At 45.0% G+C, this 20614-nt stretch carries 16 protein-coding genes and 1 pseudogene; 5 read left to right on the top strand and 12 right to left on the bottom strand.

Annotated elements, in window-relative coordinates:
- Positions 1 to 1076: Ig-like domain-containing protein (locus tag OH463_RS03560; RefSeq protein WP_269990537.1), on the bottom strand; the 1076-nt coding region annotated here is incomplete at its 3' end.
- Between the two features lie 404 nt (positions 1077 to 1480).
- Between OH463_RS03560 and OH463_RS03555 the strand changes: the two genes are divergently transcribed.
- The 4 genes from OH463_RS03555 (at position 1481) to OH463_RS03540 (ending at position 6033) form a co-directional block, all read left to right on the top strand.
- Positions 1481 to 2791 carry a TolC family outer membrane protein gene (locus OH463_RS03555; RefSeq protein ID WP_009696936.1) on the top strand — a complete coding sequence of 437 codons (1311 nt, stop codon included), beginning with the start codon at positions 1481 to 1483 and terminating at the stop codon, positions 2789 to 2791.
- Between the two features lie 2 nt (positions 2792 to 2793).
- Entirely contained in the window at positions 2794 to 3414 is a 621-nt protein-coding gene (locus tag OH463_RS03550; RefSeq protein ID WP_005451972.1) for an OmpA family protein, read from the top strand.
- 106 nt (positions 3415 to 3520) lie between these two features.
- Entirely contained in the window at positions 3521 to 3874 is a 354-nt protein-coding gene (locus tag OH463_RS03545; protein ID WP_005451971.1) for a DUF2750 domain-containing protein, read from the top strand.
- A gap of 191 nt (positions 3875 to 4065) precedes the next feature.
- Positions 4066 to 6033 carry a tetratricopeptide repeat-containing diguanylate cyclase gene (locus tag OH463_RS03540; RefSeq protein WP_005451970.1) on the top strand — a complete coding sequence of 656 codons (1968 nt, stop codon included), beginning with the start codon at positions 4066 to 4068 and terminating at the stop codon, positions 6031 to 6033.
- Here OH463_RS03540 and queC read toward each other — a convergent pair.
- Positions 5990 to 6688 (bottom strand): 7-cyano-7-deazaguanine synthase QueC, encoded by a 699-nt coding sequence (queC, locus tag OH463_RS03535; protein ID WP_029789726.1) that lies wholly within the window; start codon positions 6686 to 6688, stop codon positions 5990 to 5992. The two genes, OH463_RS03540 and queC, sit on opposite strands and share 44 nt — an antisense overlap.
- A 14-nt stretch (positions 6689 to 6702) precedes the next feature.
- Positions 6703 to 7353 (bottom strand): 7-carboxy-7-deazaguanine synthase QueE, encoded by a 651-nt coding sequence (gene queE / locus OH463_RS03530; protein WP_029789727.1) that lies wholly within the window; start codon positions 7351 to 7353, stop codon positions 6703 to 6705.
- A gap of 164 nt (positions 7354 to 7517) precedes the next feature.
- On the opposite strand from queE, the gene OH463_RS03525 reads away from it, so the two are divergent.
- Entirely contained in the window at positions 7518 to 8327 is an 810-nt protein-coding gene (locus OH463_RS03525) for a Cof-type HAD-IIB family hydrolase (protein WP_269990535.1), read from the top strand.
- A 54-nt stretch (positions 8328 to 8381) separates the two neighbouring features.
- Here OH463_RS03525 and OH463_RS03520 read toward each other — a convergent pair whose 3' ends face one another.
- The 9 genes and pseudogenes from OH463_RS03520 to OH463_RS03480 form a co-directional block, all read right to left on the bottom strand.
- Positions 8382 to 9815: a bifunctional NUDIX hydrolase/phosphatase PAP2 family protein gene (locus OH463_RS03520; protein ID WP_017819416.1), complete on the bottom strand. Its 1434-nt coding sequence runs from the start codon at positions 9813 to 9815 to the stop codon at positions 8382 to 8384.
- A 317-nt stretch (positions 9816 to 10132) separates the two neighbouring features.
- Positions 10133 to 10614, bottom strand: a pseudogene (locus OH463_RS03515) (S1 family peptidase); the annotation flags it as partial.
- A 199-nt stretch (positions 10615 to 10813) separates the two neighbouring features.
- The gene (locus OH463_RS03510) at positions 10814 to 11296 is read right to left on the bottom strand and encodes a GNAT family N-acetyltransferase (protein ID WP_050936495.1); all 483 of its coding nucleotides are present in this window, start codon (positions 11294 to 11296) and stop codon (positions 10814 to 10816) included.
- A 160-nt stretch (positions 11297 to 11456) separates the two neighbouring features.
- Positions 11457 to 13337 carry a propionyl-CoA synthetase gene (locus tag OH463_RS03505; RefSeq protein WP_017188081.1) on the bottom strand — a complete coding sequence of 627 codons (1881 nt, stop codon included), beginning with the start codon at positions 13335 to 13337 and terminating at the stop codon, positions 11457 to 11459.
- Positions 13338 to 13398: 61 nt separating this feature from the next.
- On the bottom strand, positions 13399 to 14586 hold the full coding sequence (gene prpF, locus OH463_RS03500) for a 2-methylaconitate cis-trans isomerase PrpF (RefSeq protein ID WP_269990534.1): 1188 nt from the start codon (positions 14584 to 14586) through the stop codon (positions 13399 to 13401).
- Positions 14587 to 14609: 23 nt separating this feature from the next.
- Complete coding sequence (gene acnD / locus OH463_RS03495) at positions 14610 to 17219, bottom strand: Fe/S-dependent 2-methylisocitrate dehydratase AcnD (RefSeq protein ID WP_182878425.1); 2610 nt, start codon at positions 17217 to 17219, stop codon at positions 14610 to 14612.
- 132 nt (positions 17220 to 17351) lie between these two features.
- Positions 17352 to 18494 (bottom strand): bifunctional 2-methylcitrate synthase/citrate synthase, encoded by a 1143-nt coding sequence (gene prpC / locus OH463_RS03490; RefSeq protein WP_038894135.1) that lies wholly within the window; start codon positions 18492 to 18494, stop codon positions 17352 to 17354.
- A 132-nt stretch (positions 18495 to 18626) separates the two neighbouring features.
- Entirely contained in the window at positions 18627 to 19523 is an 897-nt protein-coding gene (prpB, locus tag OH463_RS03485; RefSeq protein WP_269990532.1) for a methylisocitrate lyase, read from the bottom strand.
- A 110-nt stretch (positions 19524 to 19633) separates the two neighbouring features.
- Positions 19634 to 20386 carry a GntR family transcriptional regulator gene (locus OH463_RS03480; RefSeq protein WP_049536121.1) on the bottom strand — a complete coding sequence of 251 codons (753 nt, stop codon included), beginning with the start codon at positions 20384 to 20386 and terminating at the stop codon, positions 19634 to 19636.
- Positions 20387 to 20614 lie beyond the last annotated feature (228 nt).

Genomic DNA, 20614 nt, shown 5'->3' with positions numbered 1-20614 from the left:
ACATCGATAGTAACTGCAGTGTCTTCATCCGTTGACACAGTATCGTTCACCGCCACTGGTGCGTCGTTGACTGGGTTAACTGTCACCGCAACCGTTGCATCGTCTGTTAGCTGACCATCTGAGATGGTGTAGCTAATCGTTGCGTCGCCATTGAAGTTTTCAGCAGGTGTAAACACCAACTTGCCGTCAACAATCGCCACCGTACCTTGCTCTGTTGGTACTGACGCCGCTGTGATAGTCAGCGTATCATTCTCTGGATCGCTGTCGTTCGCCAATACATCGATAGTAACCGCGGTGTCTTCGTCTGTTGCAACAGTGTCGTTGACTGCCACTGGTGCGTCGTTGATCGGGTTTACCGTTACAGTAACCGTGGCTTCATCAGTTAGTGCGCCATCCGTTACTACATAAGTAACCGTCGCTTCACCGTTAAAGTCTTCTGCAGGTGTGAATATCAACTTACCATCAATAATCTCTACTGTGCCTTGTTCTGCCGGAACAGTTGCCGATTCAATACTTAGTGAATCACTATCTGCGTCTTGGTCGTTAGCCAATACATCGATAGAAACCGAAGCGTCTTCATCGGTCAAAACGCTGTCATCTTCAGCAACCGGAGGACGAGGGTTGATTGCTGGCGATGTATTATCTGAATTTGCTGCGTTCAAAATAAGATCCGCGAGCGATAGGTTTTGAGTTTCAGACAAACCTAGTGCTGCGATACCCGTCGTTTCAAACAAAGTGCTAGCAAGTATTTCTGCCCCTGTACGCTCAACAGTCCCACTTTCTTGCAAACTGGAGCCGGCATTCTCACCCGCAGCTGGGGCAAACTCTTCATTCAGTAATGTCGGGTCTTGCCCGTCTCTAAGAGCGTCAATAATTTGAGCAACATCTTGAGTGATGTCTTGCTCGTCTTCTTCTGTTGCAACTTTAACTTGAAGTTTTTGTGGTTCATCTTCGATGACTGCAACAATCAGTTCGCCCGGTAATGGTCGCTCATTCTCGGCAAGAACCTTCAATTGCCCATTCAAATCTATTACGACTAACTGCTCACCAACTGGAACTAAGGAAGTACGATCCATATAAACCTCTGACATAAAAATACTGTCAACATTTTGACCAATGATACTTATTAGCTATATATTGCCCGAATATATTCCGCAATAACAGCGCATTAACACTTAATTTCAACTTTTGAGTCACATATTACTTATAAAAGTGTATATAGGACCTATTTGGGACTAGATCACAAACATACGGACACCAATTCTGTTTAAACCATTGAAAACATGATCTTTATCCAGAAAATAATTAGAACAACAGCTCATAAAGTGTAAAACTAATTATCCAACATTAATTATAGCAACTAGTCACATAGTTGATTGTTAATAGCATTGTGCGTTAGATTATTGACGCCTATAGAGTTGTCCCTATTTATAAGAACAATTTCTCGCCTTCAGACATGACTAAATCTAGGAGAAACAAAGTGAAGTGGACTCGTGCCAACGCCATATGCTTTGGTGTGCTTGCCGTTAGCCCTGCTTTCGGACAAACACTTGAGCAAGCGGTTGAAAATACACTTATTAGCAACCCAGACATCAAAAGTGCGTTTAATGAATTCGTAAGTAAGCGGTATGTGAATGAAGCCTCGAGCGGTGCTTATCTTCCTTCTGTCGACCTAGATGCAGGCGTCGGATATGAAGGGATAAACCCAGCAGAGAGTAATCGTAAGTCTACTGATTTAACGCGAAAAGAAGCGACAATTACGCTAACCCAGCTTATTTGGGATGGTTCAGCGACGCTTAACGACATTGACCGTACTGCAGCGGATGCTGAATCCGTTCGTTACCAATTATTAGCAGATGCTCAAGATAAAGCATTAGAGGTAGCTAAAGTCTACCTGGATGCCGTTAAAGCCTATGAAGTACTGACGCTTTCTGAAAATAACCTGAAAGTGCATAAGAAAATCTATCAAGATATCAAGAAACGTGTAGATTCAGGTATTGGTTCAACAGCGGACTTAACGCAAGTAGAAGCTCGTTTAGCTAAAGCACACGGTAACTTGGTAGCTGCTCAGAACAATTTGTTTGATACGCACACGATCTTCACACGTCTTGTAGGTCAAGCTCCGCAAGGACTTATCTTCCCTCGCGCAGATCAAAACTTCATTCCTTACACAGTAGATGATGCGATTGATTTGGCATTTAATTCTCACCCAGTGATTAAGATTTCAAAAGCGGATGTTGATTCGGCTAAGTTCCAGTACAAACAGTCTAAAGGTAACTACTACCCAACAGTTTCTGTAGAAGCTTCGCAAACATGGCGTGATGACGCAGCTGGTGTCGAAGGAAACAGTGATGAAACAACAGCGATGCTGCGTATGCGTTACAACCTATACAATGGTGGCAGTGACTCTGCAAATGCCGAAAGTTTCGCCTACCAGTTGAACAAAGCAAAAGACTTACGTGAACGCGCATATCGAAATGTAGAAGAAGGTTTACGCCTTTCTTGGAGCGCACTGGATCTGACACAACAACAGAAACAATTTTTGTCCGATCACGTAGATTCAGCTTCTGAGACAGTTATTGCGTACGAAAAACAATACCGTATTGGTAAACGTACCCTACTTGACTTGTTGAACACAGAAAACGAATTGTTTGAAGCTCGCAAAGACTACTTGGATGCGAAGTACGCAGAACAATACGCCAAATACCGTGTGATGAATGCGACTGGTCAACTATTGAATGCGCTTCGCGTTGATGTTCCGACTGAGTGGAATCAGAAGGTGGAGTACTAATTATGCAAGCAGTAAAGATTCTTTTCTCGTTGGGTCTTATCGTCGCAGCAAACCAAGCATTTGCGGAAGACGAGTATGAATACATGCAAACACCAAATGCTCAGCAAATTGCAGACCTACAAGATGACGATGATGATGGTGTGATTAACGCAAGGGACCTTTGCCCTGATACGCCGGCAACGTCAGAGATCGACAATGATGGTTGCGGTGAGTACATAAAGTCGTCTGAACAAATGCAAGTCCGTGTATTGTTCGCCAACGACTCTGATGAAATTAACCCTGTATTCCATCGCCAGATTCGCCAATTGTCTGAGTTTCTCAAAGAATACCCGACAACCTCTATCGAGCTACATGGCTATGCGAGTAAGGTAGGCGGCGCTTCTCATAACTTAGACCTATCAAAACGTCGAGCAAATAAAGTGCGCTCTGCGTTATTAGGTTACGGTATCAAACCAGATCGCGTTCGAATTGTTGGCTATGGCGATACTCACCTTGCTCAACAAGGAACAGACGAAGTGAGCCACGCACTTAACCGTCGTGTAACGGCCTCTGTTGTAGGCTACAAAGGTGAAATTAAAAAAGAGTGGACAATATTTACCACCCTTCCAGAGAACACACTTTAAGGAGCTTCGGCTCCTTTTGTTTTTCAACCTTGTTAAACCGTATTATGCTTTTGGAATCGGCACTTTAGTGTTAACCTACTCGCGTCATAACAATGAGAGTTTTGAAATGAGCAAACTTACATCAGATATCCAAGCAAACCTTGACCTTTTCGTTGCTGAAACTAAAGAAAACCAACTAGTTTGGGGGTTACGCAATGAAGAAGGTTGGCTATCTTGCGATTCAACTGAATTCGAAAACAGCGAAGTCATGCCTTTCTGGTCATCTAAAGAAGATGCGCAGGCACACAACGTTGAAGAATGGGCAGATTTCGAAGTACTAGAAATCCCACTAGATATCTTTGTTGAAGATTGGCTACTAACTCTTGCAGAAGACGGCGTTCTTGTTGGCACAAACTGGAATGCACAGCTAGAAGGTAAAGAGGTTGAACCTCAAGATCTAGCGAAACTATACGTAGGCTAATTCCCTAGGACCTCAGCACCGTGCTGGGGTCTTCTTTTCTATTACTTACCTTTTCGATGTAAAGCTCGACCGAGCGCATAGTTTTCATCACCCCACTATCTATACCCTTCGGCTTTTGTCACAATGACTCACTCCCAATTGGTATATCATACTGAACAAACAACATAGCAATAACATAAGGTTACATCACTATGCGTACGCTGCTTACTTTGCTTGCGTCTCTCCTATTAGGCAGTCAAGCAAACGCAAGTGACACTCAAAGCATCACTCAATGGCATTCTGTTTATCTAGCTACAATGAAAACAAATTCCAAATCTGCGCTCCACATGCTTCAAGACAGATACCACACTGCCGACTCTAATAGTGAGAAGCTTTACGTCAGTGGTTTGATTTACGAATACATGTCGAATATCAACCAGCCTTACTTTGGTAGCAGTCAGTTTCTGGAAAATCACTTTGCAAAGTTGGAATCAAAGTACATTCAAGCACTGTTAGAACGCAAACAGGGTGACTACGACGCTGCAGTAAACTTGTTCACCTCATTACTGCAAAGTGCTAAACAGCGCGCAGATATAGAAACAAAAGCGTTAATGAACTACCAGCTTTGCTACACCCTCAATCAACAGGGTCAGTACCACAAGGCTAACTTTTTCTGCTCATCGCTTAATAACCACTTAACTAACGACCACAAAGAGAGTATTCCTGCAGATCTTGCGCTGCGTGTAATCGCAAACAACTTCGACTTCCGTGGCGAATACGATATTGCACTTAGCTTGTACCGCCGACTCATTAATGAAATGCCAGCACAAAGCGACCCCACAGGTGTTTACAACGATGTAGGTAATTTGCTGAGTGAACTAGGTCAATTCGAACAATCTGAACAGTACCTAATTCAAGCACTACTTGCTCGACAATTAGAAGCCACACCTCTTGAAGTAGCTCAAGTGGAACATAGCTTGGCATCCATGTATTACAAATCTAAAGATTACGAGAAGTCCATCAGTCACTATAAGAATGCGCTAACACTACTCGAAGAACTGAATTACCCATACGGCAAGGGACTAACTTATCTTGGGCTTGGTTCTGCCTACGTCGATTCTGGTGACTTAAAAAGCGCCGTTCCCCATATTAAAAACGCTTTAGAGTTGGGCAAAGAGTACGAAAACGAACGCTTACAAACTGAAAGTCACTTGGCGGCAGGCTTCGCTTACCTAAAACACCGCATGTTGAAAGAAGCACTGGAACACGCGAATGCCGCGTTAGAGTTAGCAAACAAGAACTCAACGACCGCGTTGCAATCAAAATCTCAATTGTTACTCTCGCAAATCTTCCAAGAACAGAACGAGTATGAAACAGCTCTATCCCACTACCGCGAGTACGCAACATTGGAGTTAGCAAACCGAGATGCCAACAATGTAAAAGCAATCGAAGCGCTAGACCTAACGAAAAGTGAATATGAATATGAGTTGCAACTCGTAAAAATTGACAACGAACGTAACTTAAAACTGCTTGAGCTTAAAAAGCTTGCCGAGCAACAGCGAGCGTACAACTTTGTAGTATTTGTGTTACTCGCTGTTTTGTTGGTCGCACTCTTTGCTCTACGAAAAATAAAGATGGAATCTCGTTTAGACAAGTTAACAGGCTCCCTGAATCGGAGTTCAATCATCGAGAAAATCCGTTCTCAATCGATCAGCGCGCCAGATGATATGCGCTACGTACTTGCACTATTCGACCTAGACAACTTTAAACTGATTAACGATAAATACGGGCATCCAGTAGGCGACTTAGTCCTAACTCAAGTCTGTAAGTCACTTCAATCTAAACTAAATAAAGGAGAATATTTGGGACGTATTGGAGGAGAAGAGTTTATCTTGTTACTAAAGAATGTGGATGAAATTGATGTGCCATTTCGTGTTCAAAGCCTTCACAAAACCATCTCAGAAAAGCAGATAAAAACAGACGACGGTCATTCGGTCAATGTCACAGCAAGCTTGGCCTATCTCTCTACATCAAAACCACTTAGTAATTTTGATGAGCTGTATTCGATATTAGACCAAGCTTTGTATCAATCAAAAAGAAATGGGCATGATGCCGTGATTGATGCTTATAACGAGCCTATTGATCTTCCGCTTTCTGCTTTTGAATCAACGACTGCATAACAGTGTCTTTGTTATTCAGGTAATCATCTAAGCCCGCTTTGCGCAGATCGCAAGACGGGCAATCACCACAGCCATCACCAATGATGCCGTTGTAGCAAGTTAGAGTACTTTCACGGACCAGTTGCAACGCATCGTACTGATCTGCCAACGCCCATGTTTCCGCTTTATTTAGCCACATCAGCGGTGTTTTGATGTCGAACTGACGATCCATGCCTTTTACTAAAGCACTGTTCATCGCTTTCACAAAGTCATCACGGCAATCAGGGTAACCACTAAAGTCGGTTTCACACACGCCAGTAATAACGGTTTCAGCACCAATTTGGTATGCATAAATGCCAGCTAGCGTTAGGAACAAAATATTGCGACCCGGAACGAATGAATTCGGCAAACCGTTCTCTTGAAGTTCATGAGAAACTGGAATGTCATCACGAGTCAAAGAGCTGATTGCTAGTTCGTTCAGAAGACCTACATCCATGACTTTATGAGCAGCAACACCAAGATCTTTTGCTACTTTTTCCGCAACTTCGATCTCTAACTTATGACGTTGACCATAATCAAATGTGATTGCATGTACTTCATCAAACTCTTTTAACGCTTGAACCAGACATGTTGTAGAGTCCTGTCCACCACTGAAAACAACAACTGCTTTTTTCATCTTTTTCTCCGAGCTTAAGCAATACTTAAGTATTTATGAGTTTGAACTGACAAGCGCCAGTTACGTGCCACGCAAGTATCAATACAAAGCTGTGTTGCTCTTGGCTTTTGGCTAATTGGTTGCAGAGCGATGATGGTTTTTGAGTCTATATCGGCCATCGTAAGCAAGTCATCAAGATGATCGATATCTTTTTGTGTGCCAACTGGATGCTTAATTTCATTTGCGCGCTCCAACGCACTTTTAAGTACAGGCAATTTACCTTTCATCGCGACTTTAGGTGACACGGTCACCCAAGTATTTTCTGAAGTAACGACTTCTGAAGTGCCGCTGGTTTCAATTTGGCACTGGCAACCCATATCTTCAAATGCTGCGGTTAAATCACGCAAATCATAAATGCAGGGTTCACCGCCAGTGATCACAATGTGCTGAGCATTGAAGCCTTGCTTTTTGTATTCTGCTACGATGTCTTGTGCAGATGCGAAACACCATGTTGGGGAGTCCTCTGTTTTCACCAAGATATCGCCAATCTGGCGTTGGTCTTTCTCTTCTGCGTACCAAGTTTGCTTTGTATCGCACCAAGAGCATCCTACCGGACATTCTTGCAAACGCACGAAAACAGCTGGCACACCAGTGAAAACCCCTTCCCCTTGGATGGTTTCAAACATCTCATTTAGCTTATACAACGTAGAACTCACTCAACTCATAATACTTCGAGGCGAAGACCTTAATGGAGAGGCGCACTCAGGTCAATTTAAACCAAAAATAAATTGTTAAAATAGGTCTTTTTGTAGTTTCATACACGAGTTCCCAATTTTTAAGGTAAGTAAAGATGTACAAACTGATCGCCCTAGATATGGACGGTACGTTGCTAAACAGCGACAAAGTAATTTCAGAAGAGAACAAGCAAGCCATCACTAAGGCTCGTGAAGCTGGTGTGACCGTTGTACTTGCTTCAGGTCGTCCTCTTGAGGGTATGCAAGACAAATTGGATGAGTTGAACATCAACTCTGATAAAGACTTTGTACTGTATTACAACGGTTCTATGGTGAAGAACATTAGCACCAATGAAATCATCCACCAGCAAATCATCGATGGCAAAGCAGCAAAGAAAATCGCTCGCAAAGCAAAAGAACTTGGGGCGTACGTTCATGCATTCAGTCAAGAACACGGTTTAATTACTGAAGAAAACAACCCATACACTGATATCGAGGCAAAAATTAATGGTCTTGATGTCACTGAAATGAACTTCGAGTCACTTTCTGATGATCACGCCATCATCAAAGCGATGATGGTTGCAGAGCCAAGCAAACTTACCGAAGTGATAGCAGCGCTACCGTCAGATCTAAGAGAAGAATTCACCGTAGTACAAAGCGCACCGTTCTTCTTAGAGTTTTTGAATCCATCAAGTAATAAAGGCATCGGTGTTTCAGCAATCGCAGAATACTTAGGCATCAAAGCTGAAGAAGTGATTTGTATGGGCGATGCCGAGAACGACCATCACATGCTTCAATATGCGGGTCTTGGTATTGCAATGGCAAACGCGATGGAAGAGACAAAAGAAATCGCAGACTACATCGCTGAGAGCAACGATGAACACGGCGTAGCAAAGTCTATTGAGAAATTCGTTTTGAACGCTTAACAAATCTGAAGTAAACGCCAATTAAAAAACCTCGCTATTAAGCGAGGTTTTTTATTACTCTGCGTGCTTGTTTTTACACGTTAGTTTTCTCGCTAACACAATAAATGTCAGCATCAATAGAGGGTAATGGAAGGTGCTAAACACCAAAGACCAAAATCCGCTAAATGAAACCGTTGTGCTCAAGTAAAGATACAATTGCTCAACCAGCAATAACGCCAGAATCACAAACAACATCTGTTGACGGTCAAAACGTATTTCTGACTCTTTGAAGGTCATCACCAGCGCTGACGCAGTAATCAGAATCGCTAACCAGCTAGTAAATACGGGCAACGACCAAATGACAGAAATCACTGCGGTAATCGCAGTCATCGTAAACCAAACACTTTTTGAACTCAGTAACTTGTCTACGTCCACATCGGGGTTGCCTTCGAGTCGGAGCACATGCCATGCAACCAAAGAACCCAACAAAGCACCAATCAACATATCTAGGATAAATGCAGTACCAAGGAAGAACTTACAAGCCAGTACGGTCAAAGTCACAAGGGCAACAAGCAACGTGATTCGGTTTAGACCAAAGGTATTTGTTCTTTGGAACATAAACGTCATCACACAAAACCACACCGCTACCGGCAAACTTGGAAAACTAAAGCCAAAGCTTTGAGTTAACTCTGCCATTGGTACATATACATGCGGTCTTGGTAGTGAGAACCCCTGTTGAGCAACGAGAGTCATCAACGAAGTTGCGGTAACAGCAAAGAACAGCCGATATACAAAACGACTATCGAAACGCATCATCACGAATGGAAACAAGAACAACAAAAATGTTGGATTGCTCAAACTCGTAATTAGGTCTGCTATTTCACACGCCGTATTACGACTACTCGATGAAAACGAACCTACCCAACTCTGTAGATCCATCATCCAAGACAACTCCAGTTGACGGAAATTGGGCGCTGACTCAATTAACTGTTCAACATAAACGACAGGTTGTTCAGTCGCTCTAGTGTAGAACTCGCCTACATCTTTCCACTGCTCAGGATAACGGTACAAAGAGGCTGACATGTTACTCGGGCTCACTAGCATCGCAGAAGCGACTTCAACGCCATAATGAGGAGCAAACCAGATAGGTAACTCATTACCATCAATTTTATTGGTCATCGAAAACGCAATTACGTCTGAATCCGATACACAATCAAAGAAAACAGCAGTATCTGTTCTACCTAACTCTTCACCAACAGTAACAACTAAACCGGTTTCTTCCCACGTTTCTCTCTGCGCAGCAAGTTTAGGCGATTCACCTTGAATAATGGTGCCACCAGGAAGGGAAATTTTATTCGTTAATATCTCGTGGATTAATACTAATTTGTTATCTGCGCGAACAACACAAAGCGCCCCTTTCACATCTTCTGGAAGAGGATTCGCGGCAGACAAAGGAGAAACAAACAGTGAAATGGAATACAGGATGAGAAAAAACAACTGTCTCAGCACAAAATACAACCTTTAAAAGAGAGAAGAATCACACCGTCATGATGGCAGGGTTGCCAATATTTTTCGACATAAATTAAGTAACCAGTTGTACATTTGGCGAACATGTCAAAAAAAGACTTAATGATACTTTTCAAAATAATTCTGACAGAAATCAGACATAACTCGAAACATTGGCTGCAATTTTGCCAGTTATATTAATTTAACGTCAGGGTAATTTATGTGGATTTTACGCGTTCTCAGAATTGAAACAATAGAAGAGAGTTTATTATCAGTGAGAAATAAACTCTCTTAAACGATTACAGCTTCAACCATGCATAGCCTAGTCCAGCGACAGTTAACCAATCACAGACGCCTGCATATTGCGAGACACTCCTGATGCGATATCCACTTTCGTAACACCTTGAGGCTTTGAAGAGAGTTTTAACAGAGCGATATCATGAGACAAAGTAGAACGATTATAGGAAGGATGTACGTAGATTTGGCTGACATTAGAGCGAACGCCATCAGTACCATTATAAATCACACCACCAATTTTGACGGCAATTTGATTAGGAGCATCGCCATCAACACAGTGAGCAGCCGTGAGAACATAGCCATCCCCAATATAACTCGCCCCGCAGAAAGAACGATTACCATTGCGGCTGACTATCTGCGTATAAAATTTCCAGCCATTGGGGTTTGCCGTGATACCACCCACGATATCCGGCTGAATTTCATTGTTTTGTGTTTGCGTGACTTGTTCTGCACTTGCCAACATTGGCAATAACGCCGTTGCAAGTAAGGTTTTTGATAGATTCAATGTTATTTTCCTCTGTTTTATGAGGCACTATTCATGTGCCACTTACAAAACAAGCAAACAAAAACAACATCACCAATTTGGATGAGAATGAGTCGCCGCACATTGCGACGAGACTAATAGTAAATACTGACCATTAGACTCAACTTTTGCACCATCAGATTACATAAGTCACTAAGTTACCGTCTTAACTACGCATTAATTAACGTTCAGATAACGACTTTCTTAACCAATGAATATGATGCCCAAAACCTTGGTTCTCATAGAGAGAAATCGCTGTCTGGTTAAAGTCCCAAACCTCAACAAACATCTGTTTCACTCCGTAATCAACGAATGTCGCCTCTATCTTTTCAATCAAAGCCTTTGCGGTACCTTGCTTACGATATTCGGGTAAGACGTATAGCTCATCAACGCTTCCCATCATGACAGGTTTACTAACCGTAGAAATAAGCTCGCAGAAATGCCCAGATACAAAGCCGACGATCTCACCCTCTACTCTAGCGACATACACCAAACATTCAGGATTATCGAGATAGCGAGCAATACTCTTTTCTTGTTCGATTTCTTCTGCGGTTTTAAACAGCTCTGGAGATTGGATGTGGTGCTCATCATGCAGTTCGAACATCAAATCATTGAGTTGTTCAAGATCGTCAAAAAGCGCTGGTTTGATTACAAAAGTAGACATAGGAAAAGAAGCCAAAAACAGGAATCCATATAGTGTGTGTTTAAACACGAGATTAGGCAAGCAGGAATGCAAAAGCCTCTTGCCGACAAAGCAAGAGGCTTCGATATTTACGATTGGTCGCAGCTAATCTAAGATCGTGCTTAATTAAAATCGTACTTAACTAGCCACGTTTAAGCACTCGTTCGATTTCGCCTAAACTGGATGGATCATCAATGGTTGATGGCACCACGTATTGCTCACCATCGGCTATTTGACGAATGGTTCTTCGCAAAATTTTGCCTGAGCGTGTCTTTGGTAAACGATCGACAACCAGCGCATGTTTAAAGCAAGCCACAGCACCAATCTCGTTGCGCACTTTACCCACCAACTCACCCTCTAGCGTTAGATCATCAATCTTCACACCATCTTTAAGAACCACGAAGCCAAGTGGTAGCTGTCCTTTTAACTCATCATGGATACCGACTACTGCGCATTCCGCAATCGCTGGGTGACCACCAACGATTTCTTCCATCTCGCCGGTAGACAGACGGTGACCTGCGACGTTAATTACGTCATCAATACGCCCCATGATAAACAGGTAGCCATCTTCATCTAGGTAACCGCCATCTCCCGATACGTAGTAACCCGGAAATTGACTTAGATAACCAGTTTCAAAGCGGTCATGGTTGCGCCAGACAGTCGGTAAACAGCTTGGTGGTAATGGGCGCTTCAAAGCTACAAAACCTTGCTGATTTGCACCCACTGGCATACCCATTTCGTTGAGAATCTCGACCTGATAGCCAGGAATCGGCTTGGTAGCGGAGCCTGCTTTTACCGACATCATCTCGATACCGGTCGGATTGCCCGCGATCGCCCATCCGGTCTCCGTTTGCCACCAGTGGTCAATGACCGGCTTATCTGCTTTGCTTTCGACCCATTCTAGCGTTGGTGGATCAAGGCGTTCGCCTGCCATAAAGATAGAGTCGAGATTGGACAAGTCGTATTGCTTAATGAACTCGCCTTCTGGGTCTTCTTTCTTAATTGCACGAAAAGCGGTTGGCGCGGAAAAAAGCACATCCACTTTGTATTCGTCACAAACACGCCAGAATGCACCCGGATCCGGTGTTCTCACTGGTTTGCCTTCAAATAGAATAGTTGTACAGCCATGAATCAACGGTGCGTACACAATATAAGAGTGACCAACGACCCATCCTACATCCGATGCAGCCCAGAACACGCCATCTTGGGGGATGTTATAAATCGACGTCATCGAATATTTCATCGCCACGGCATGACCACCATTGTCACGCACCACGCCTTTTGGTTTCCCTGTTGTGCCAGAGGTATACAGAATATAAAGAGGATCTGTCGCTAGCACAGGGACACACGCATGAGGCAAAGCTTGCGCGTATTCTTGCTGCCAATCTAAATCACGTTCAAGGTTAAGTTCGGCTTCGCACTGCGGGCGTTGAAGAACAAAGACTTTCTCAGGCTTCCAACGGCTGTCCATAATGGCTTTATCAACCATTGGTTTGTACGGGATCACCTTGTTAATTTCGATGCCACAAGACGCCGTCATGATGACTTTAGGTTCCGCATCTTCAATTCGAACAGCAAGCTCATTCGGGGCAAAACCGCCAAACACCACCGAATGAATCGCGCCCAATCGAGCACACGCTAACATCGCCATTGCTGCTTCTGGGATCATCGGCATGTAGATGACCACACGATCGCCTTTGGTTACGCCTTGGTTGGAAAGCATACCCGCGATTTTTGCTACTTGGTCGCGCAAAGCTTGATAACTGTAAGTTTGTTTTTGACCCGTCACTGGCGAATCATAAATCAGTGCGGTTTTATCCCCCCTTCCATGCTCGCAATGATAATCCAACGCGAGCCATGATGTGTTCATTACGCCATCAGGAAACCAACGTTCAATCCCATGTTCGTCAGCTTGTAAGATGGTATTTGGCGCTTCAAACCAATCGATGTTTTCAGCTTGAGCACGCCAAAAGTTTTCCGGTTCGTTCTGTGCCCAAAGGTATTCTTTTTGATATGCAGACATATTGCTTCCTCCAGTATGTCCTGACATTGCTTCTCTTAAGTATCACTACCATGCAATTGTGTTATTCAAAGACATTGGAGGGAACACGCACAAAGCCCTCCATCAGTATTCTTGCGCTGCGGCTCATGATGGCTTTCTCAACCACCCAACCTTGTTCTGTTTGTTTGGCTTTTGCCCCCACCTTAAGTGTTCCTGATGGATGCCCAAACGTCACAGATTCTTTCTCTCCGCCGCCAGCCGCTAGGTTGACTAGAGTACCCGGGACGCATGCCGCCGAGGCAATGGCGACCGCTGCGGTTCCCATCATGGCGTGGTGAAGTTTGCCCATAGATAAAGCTCGGACGAGAATATCGACCTCACCTACTTCTACGGTGTTACCACTCGACGATAAATAGGATTTAGGCTGGGAAACAAACGCAATCTTAGGCGTGTGTTGACGTGTTTGAGCCTCTTCGAGCGAATCAATCAGCCCCATTTTTAGCGCGCCATGAGCACGAATGGACTCAAACCTCGCGAGCGCAAACTCATCGTTATTGATGTCATCTTGAAGCTCAGTGCCTTGGTAGCCGAGCGCTTCTGCGTCAATGAAGATCGTCGGTATGCCTGCGTTAATGAAGGTTGCGTTGAATGTCCCAACATCTGGCACGACCAAATCGTCTACTAGATTGCCGGTTGGAAACATGCTACTTTCGCCATCAGCAGGGTCGACGAAATCAACTTGGATTTCAGCCGCTGGAAACGTCACACCATCAAGCTCAAACGCCCCTGTTTCTTGAACGAAACCATTTACGATTGGCACATGAATCAATATGGTTTTGCCAATATTTACCTGCCATACACGAACGGTAACGATGCCGTTTTGAGGAATTTGATCTTCGTCGATCAACCCTGCATGAATGGCGAAAGGTCCGACTGCAGCAGAAAGATTGCCACAGTTACCACTCCAATCGACAAACGGCTTATCTATCGATACTTGCCCGAACAGGTAATCAACGTCGTGATCGACTCGCTGACTGCGCGACACAATCACAGTTTTACTGGTGCTGGAAGTCGCGCCGCCCATGCCATCAATTTGTTTGGCATACGGATCCGGACTGCCAATCACACGAAGTAACAGTTTGTCTCTTGCCTTACCTGCGACTTGCGCTGGCTGTGGCAAATCTTCAAGGTTGAAGAAAACACCTTTGCTCGTACCGCCGCGCATGTAAGTCGCCGGGACTTTGATTTGGCTTTGCATCTTGCTATCCATATCTTGCTCCGTTATTGCGCTATCTATTGCGAGAGGAAATCTTTAGCAAAGCGTTGTAACACACCACCCGCTTTGTACACGTGAACTTCATCTTCGGTATCTAGTCGACAAGTCACCGGCACATCAACCTTGTCGCCATTAGTTCGGGTAATCACCAACGCCAAATCCGCACCTGGAGTGATATCGCCGATAACGTCATAAAGTTCAGTGCCATCTAATTCGAGCGTCTTTCGGTTCACGCCATCTTTAAATTGCAGAGGAAGTACGCCCATGCCAACTAAATTGGTACGGTGAATGCGCTCAAAACCTTCCGCGACAATCGCTTCTACACCCGCCAAGCGAACGCCTTTCGCCGCCCAATCTCGCGACGATCCTTGACCATAATCCGCACCCGCGACCACAATAAGCGGCTGCTTGCGATTCATGTAAGTCTCAATCGCCTCCCACATGCGTGTCACTTTGCCTTCAGGTTCGACTCTCGCTAACGATCCTTGCACTACTTCGTCGTTTTCCTTGACCATTTCGTTGAACAGTTTCGGGTTAGCGAAAGTAGCGCGCTGCGCGGTTAAGTGATCGCCTCGGTGAGTCGCGTATGAGTTAAAGTCTTCTTCTGGCACGCCCATCTTCGCGAGGTATTCGCCTGCGGCGCTGCTTGCCAAAATTGCGTTTGATGGCGACAAATGGTCGGTCGTAATGTTATCGCCTAAAACGGCAAGAGGACGCATTGAAGACAGAGTTCGCTCACCAGCCAGTGCTCCCTCCCCCTCTTTTTGCCAGTAGGGAGGTCGACGGATATACGTACTCATCGGACGCCAATCGTAGAGCGGATTCGGGTTACGAGCCTCATCATTCAGTTTAAACATTTGAATGTAGACTTGATTAAATTGCTCTGGCTTAACGTACTCACCCACCACAGCATCAATTTCTTCATCCGTTGGCCACAAGTCATTGAGGTAAACCGGCTTGCCGTCTTTGTCTGTGCCTAAAGAATCACGTTCGATATCAAAGCGAATCGTACCGGCTAACGCGTATGCAACGACCAAAGGTGGCGATGCTAAGAATGCTTGTTTTGCATAAGGATGAATTCGACCATCAAAGTTTCGGTTCCCAGAAAGTACTGCCGTTGAATACAGATCTCGGTCGATGATCTCTTGTTGGATTTTCGGGTCAAGTGCACCACTCATACCGTTACAGGTTGTACACGCATAAGCCACGATACCAAAACCAAGTTTCTCTAGTTCAGGGAGTAAGCCAGATTCTTCAAGGTAGAGTCGAGCAACTTTAGAACCCGGAGCAAATGAAGACTTCACCCAAGGTTTGCGCACCAATCCAAGCTCATTCGCTTTCTTAGCGACCAGACCTGCTGCCACAACGTTTCTTGGGTTACTGGTATTGGTACAAGAAGTAATCGCCGCGATGATCACCGCGCCATCTGGAAGCTCGCCTTCTTTCTCTTGCCACTCTCCAGAAACACCACGCTCAGCAAGCTCTGAGGTAGGTAAACGACGATGAGGATTAGATGGACCTGCCAAATTACGCCCGACTTGGGACAAATCAAACTCAAGTACGCGTTCGTAAACGGCAGTGTCTAAATCATCTGCCCACAGACCGGTTTGCTTGGCGTACTTCTCAACCAAGTCGACCTGTTGATCATCGCGCCCTGTCAGTTTGAGGTAATTAATGGTCTGCTCATCAATGTAGAACATCCCAGCGGTTGCGCCGTATTCTGGCGTCATGTTTGAGATGGTCGCGCGGTCGCCGATGGTTAGGTCTCGCGCCCCTTCGCCAAAGAACTCGAGATAGGATGAAACCACACGTTCATTGCGCAGGAACTCGGTAATCGCCAACACGATATCGGTAGCGGTAATACCCGGTTGACGCTTACCAGTCAGCTTCACGCCAACAATGTCTGGTAGACGCATCATCGACGGGCGACCAAGCATAACCGTCTCCGCCTCTAAACCGCCGACACCAATCGCAATCACGCCAAGAGAATCAACGTGAGGTGTATGACTGTCTGTGCCGACACAGGTATCTGGGTAAGCAATGCCTTGCTTGGCTTGCACAACCGGAGACATCTTCTCCAAGTTGATTTGGTGCATGATGCCATTACCTGCAGGAATAACGCTAACGTTCTCGAACGCCGTTTTACACCACTCGATAAAGTGGAATCGGTCTTCGTTTCTGCGCTCTTCTATCGCGCGGTTTTTCTCAAACGCCTCTGGGTCAAAGCCTGCATGTTCAACTGCCAGTGAATGGTCAACGATCAATTGCGTTTCAACCACAGGGTTTACTTTCGCTGGGTCACCGCCTTGTTCGGCAATCGCATCACGTAGACCAGCGAGGTCGACTAATGCGGTTTGTCCAAGGATGTCATGACAAACCACGCGCGCCGGATACCAAGGAAAATCGAGGTCACGCTTGCGTTCAATCAACTGTTTTAAGCTATCAGTGAGCGTATTTGGGTCACAGCGACGAACCAACTGCTCTGCTAAAACGCGTGAGGTGTATGGGAGCTTTTCATAGGCTCCTGGAGAAATATCGTTAACAGCTTCTCGGGTATCAAAATAATCGAGTTGGGTTCCCGGGAGCGGCTTACGATATTGAGTATTTATATTTGTGGTGATGCTCATGGGCTTGCTTCCGCTTTAGTGTACATCTTGTGCCTGAACGCACCGCGATACTGTTTTTGAAATGGAATCGCGGTGAAAAAGACGCCCCTTGTGAATGCCATCAAGACAAAACTCACAAAGAGGCGTCACGCGCTAGCGTTGTTCGATTGGCACCCAGTCTTGATGATCCGGTCCTGTATAATCCGCACTTGGGCGAATAATTCGGTTGTTCGCTCGTTGTTCATACACGTGCGCCGCCCAACCTGTCAGTCGGCTCATCACAAAGATTGGCGTAAACAATTTGGTCGGAATATCCATGAAGTGGTAAGCCGAAGCATGGAAGAAGTCGGCATTACAGAACAGACCTTTCTCGCGCTTCATTACGGATTCCACGCGCTCAGAAACCGCGTAAAGATGCGTGTCACCCACCTCTTTCGATAATGCTTCTGACCAACGCTTAATCAGTGCATTACGAGGGTCACTTTCGCGATAAATCGCATGCCCAAAGCCCATAATTTTGTCTTTGTTCTTTAACATCTGAAGAATGTTGGCTTCTGCTTCATCTGGCGTTTGCCAATCTTGAATCATCTCCATCGCCGCTTCGTTTGCACCGCCATGAAGTGGACCACGTAGCGTGCCGATAGCAGCTGTGATACAAGAATGAAGATCAGAAAGCGTAGAAGCACACACGCGCGCCGCAAATGTTGAGGCATTAAACTCATGCTCTGCATAAAGAATCAAAGAACAGTGCATCACCTTTTTGTGCGTTTCGCTTGGTGCTTTATCAGTAAGAAGTTTTAGGAAGTAGCCGCCTATGCAGTCTTCGCTGTTATCGTGCGTTTTGATTCGTACGCCATCGTGGCTGAAGCGATACCAGTAACAAATGATGGCAGGGAAAAGCGCCAGCATTCGCTCAGTAGCATGGAGCTGTTGCTCAAAGTCCATTTCTTGCTCTAAGTTACCCAGCATAGAGCAACCTGTGCGCATAACGTCCATCGGGTGAGCATCAGAAGGGATCAGCTCTAACGCTTGCTTAAGCTCCGCTGGTAAGCCACGCAAGCTCAATAGATGTGTCTTGTAGGCGTCTAGCTCTTGTTGATTAGGTAAGTGACCGCGTAACAGCAAATGCGCGACTTCTTCAAATTGAGCATGATTTGCCAAGTCCGTAATATCGTAACCACGATACGTTAGACCCGTCCCCGTTTTACCGACAGTGCATAAAGCTGTGCTTCCAGCGCTTTGACCGCGTAGACCTGCGCCACCTATCTCAGCTTTCTTTTCTACAGAATGAGGCATTGTTGAACTCCTTTTCTGTCTGATTTGGCTCTCTTAATGGGCTCTTTTGAATCAGACAATTTTCACGTTATTGGATTAGAGATTCCGTTTATCTATCTTTTTCTTGGGCTTCCGTTTGTTTCTTTGTTGACCTTATTTACCCTCCGAAAACAGCTTGTCTAACTTATTCTCGTAGTCGTGGTAATTAAGGTGCTCATACAGCTCTTTTCGTGTCTGCATTGAATCAAGCAGCGCTTCTTGGTTGCCAACTTCAAGCAAGTGTTTGTAAACCATCTCGGCAGCTTTGTTCATCGCACGGAATGCGCTCAATGGGTACAAAACCATGTCCACTTTGGATTGCGCTAACTCTTCACAGCCATACAGTGGCGTTTGTCCAAACTCAGTAATGTTGGCAAGAATCGGCACATGCTTCCCTGTTGCGTCTTCGAGCGCTGTTGAGAACTGCTGATATTGGTCTAGCTGGTTCATGGCTTCTGGGAAGATCATGTCTGCGCCAGCTTCCACACATGCAATCGCACGTTCAATCGCACTGTCCATGCCTTCCACCGCCAACGCATCAGTGCGAGCCATAATGACAAAGCTCTCGTCAGTACGTGCATCCACCGCCGCTTTCACTCGGTCGACCATTTCTTGTTGGCTAACAATCGCTTTGTTTGGGCGATGACCACAACGCTTCTGCGCCACTTGGTCTTCCATGTGCACTGCCGCCGCACCGGCTTTTTCCATCGCTTTGATAGTGCGTGCGATGTTAAAAGCTCCACCAAAGCCGGTATCGATATCAACCAGTAATGGCAAATCACACGCATTGGTGATGCGGTCTACGTCCACCAAAACGTCGTTCAATGTCGTAATGCCAAGATCTGGCAAGCCGTAAGACGCGTTAGCGATGCCGCCACCCGACAAATAGATAGCTTGGTGACTCAAGTTTTTCGCCATCATGGCGCAGTATGGGTTAATGGTGCCGACGATCTGCAGTGGGTTGTTTTGCTCAATGGCGAGTCTGAACTTCGCCCCCGGAGATAAGCTCATGACAATTTCCTTCTAGTCTTGTTTTACCCTTCATACTTGAAGCTGCAGCTTTGTTAACTGCGCCAATTCACCGGATCGCCGGCCGCCAAAATTACATAGCGCACCTATGCTCATAGGGCTGAATTGTCTTGTTGCCGCGCCGCAACTCCAATTATTTTGGGTAAAGTTTTGGAATCTGAAATCTGTAATTCGATAAGTTTTCGGCTGCCTGAGATGTGCCTTCTCATCAGCATTTCTGCCAGTTCTTCATCACGGTTGCGAATCGCTTGCAGAATGAATTTGTGCTCGTTGAGTGCTTCGTTAGGACGAGATTGCGCACGTGGCGATTGGTAACGATACATGCGCAACAAGTGATACAGCTCATCGCAAAGCAAAGAGATAAGCTTGCTGTTTCGGCTCGCTTGAATGATTCGATAATGGAAGTCGAAGTCACCATGCTGGTGGAAGTAAGACGATCCTTCGACTTCGTCAATATGTTTGGAATGTGTCGACAATAGCATTTCCAAACTCAACAATTCTTCTTGAGTGATATAGCGAGCCGCGAGCCTTGCCGCCATGCCTTCTAACGCTTCGCGGACTGAATACAATTCGATGAGTTTTTCTGGGGAGAAAGTAATAACACGAGCACCAACATGCGGAATGCGCTCAATCAAACCAAGTCCTTCAAGGCGCATCATGGCTTCACGTAAAGGACCTCTACTCACTTGATATTTCTTGGCTAATTCAGGCTCTGAGATTTTACTGCCCGGTTCAATTTCACCACTCACAATCGCTTCCACTAACGATTCGGTCAGCGATTCAGATTTAGTGTGCTCTTTTTCAGAGACAATCACTTTATGACGAGTTTTCAATTCTGTATTCATATTCAAGGCACTCGTATTTAGAAATCAAAGTTTCAACAATTGGTTAACTTGAATATAAAATAGACGATCAGATTGTCGACAATCAAGCAAATTGTCGACAATTTAGACTAAGGTATAGTGCTATTGAGTGATTTATGAATGGATAAATAGGCAATTTAATGAGAACAATTCGAGATTGTCGACAATAAAAGTTAAATAAATTCAGTAAGTAAACAAAATTAGGGAGCA

It is taken from the genome of Vibrio sp. NFR (assembly GCF_027587095.1).
GTDB classification, from domain to species: domain Bacteria; phylum Pseudomonadota; class Gammaproteobacteria; order Enterobacterales; family Vibrionaceae; genus Vibrio; species Vibrio harveyi.
Note: the sequence above shows the minus strand (reverse complement) of the source record. Positions and strands in the feature narration are given on the sequence as shown.

Coding starts and splice junctions, on each gene's coding strand:
- OH463_RS03510 (WP_050936495.1), bottom strand. CDS start 11,296: ATGTCTACTTTTGTAATCAAACCAGCGCTTTTTGACGATCTTGAACAA.
- OH463_RS03545 (WP_005451971.1), top strand. CDS start 3,521: ATGAGCAAACTTACATCAGATATCCAAGCAAACCTTGACCTTTTCGTT.
- prpB (WP_269990532.1), bottom strand. CDS start 19,523: ATGAGCTTATCTCCGGGGGCGAAGTTCAGACTCGCCATTGAGCAAAAC.
- OH463_RS03525 (WP_269990535.1), top strand. CDS start 7,518: ATGTACAAACTGATCGCCCTAGATATGGACGGTACGTTGCTAAACAGC.
- OH463_RS03505 (WP_017188081.1), bottom strand. CDS start 13,337: ATGTCTGCATATCAAAAAGAATACCTTTGGGCACAGAACGAACCGGAA.
- OH463_RS03540 (WP_005451970.1), top strand. CDS start 4,066: ATGCGTACGCTGCTTACTTTGCTTGCGTCTCTCCTATTAGGCAGTCAA.
- prpC (WP_038894135.1), bottom strand. CDS start 18,494: ATGCCTCATTCTGTAGAAAAGAAAGCTGAGATAGGTGGCGCAGGTCTA.
- queC (WP_029789726.1), bottom strand. CDS start 6,688: ATGAAAAAAGCAGTTGTTGTTTTCAGTGGTGGACAGGACTCTACAACA.
- OH463_RS03550 (WP_005451972.1), top strand. CDS start 2,794: ATGCAAGCAGTAAAGATTCTTTTCTCGTTGGGTCTTATCGTCGCAGCA.
- prpF (WP_269990534.1), bottom strand. CDS start 14,586: ATGGATAGCAAGATGCAAAGCCAAATCAAAGTCCCGGCGACTTACATG.
- queE (WP_029789727.1), bottom strand. CDS start 7,353: ATGTTTGAAACCATCCAAGGGGAAGGGGTTTTCACTGGTGTGCCAGCT.
- acnD (WP_182878425.1), bottom strand. CDS start 17,219: ATGAGCATCACCACAAATATAAATACTCAATATCGTAAGCCGCTCCCG.
- OH463_RS03480 (WP_049536121.1), bottom strand. CDS start 20,386: ATGAATACAGAATTGAAAACTCGTCATAAAGTGATTGTCTCTGAAAAA.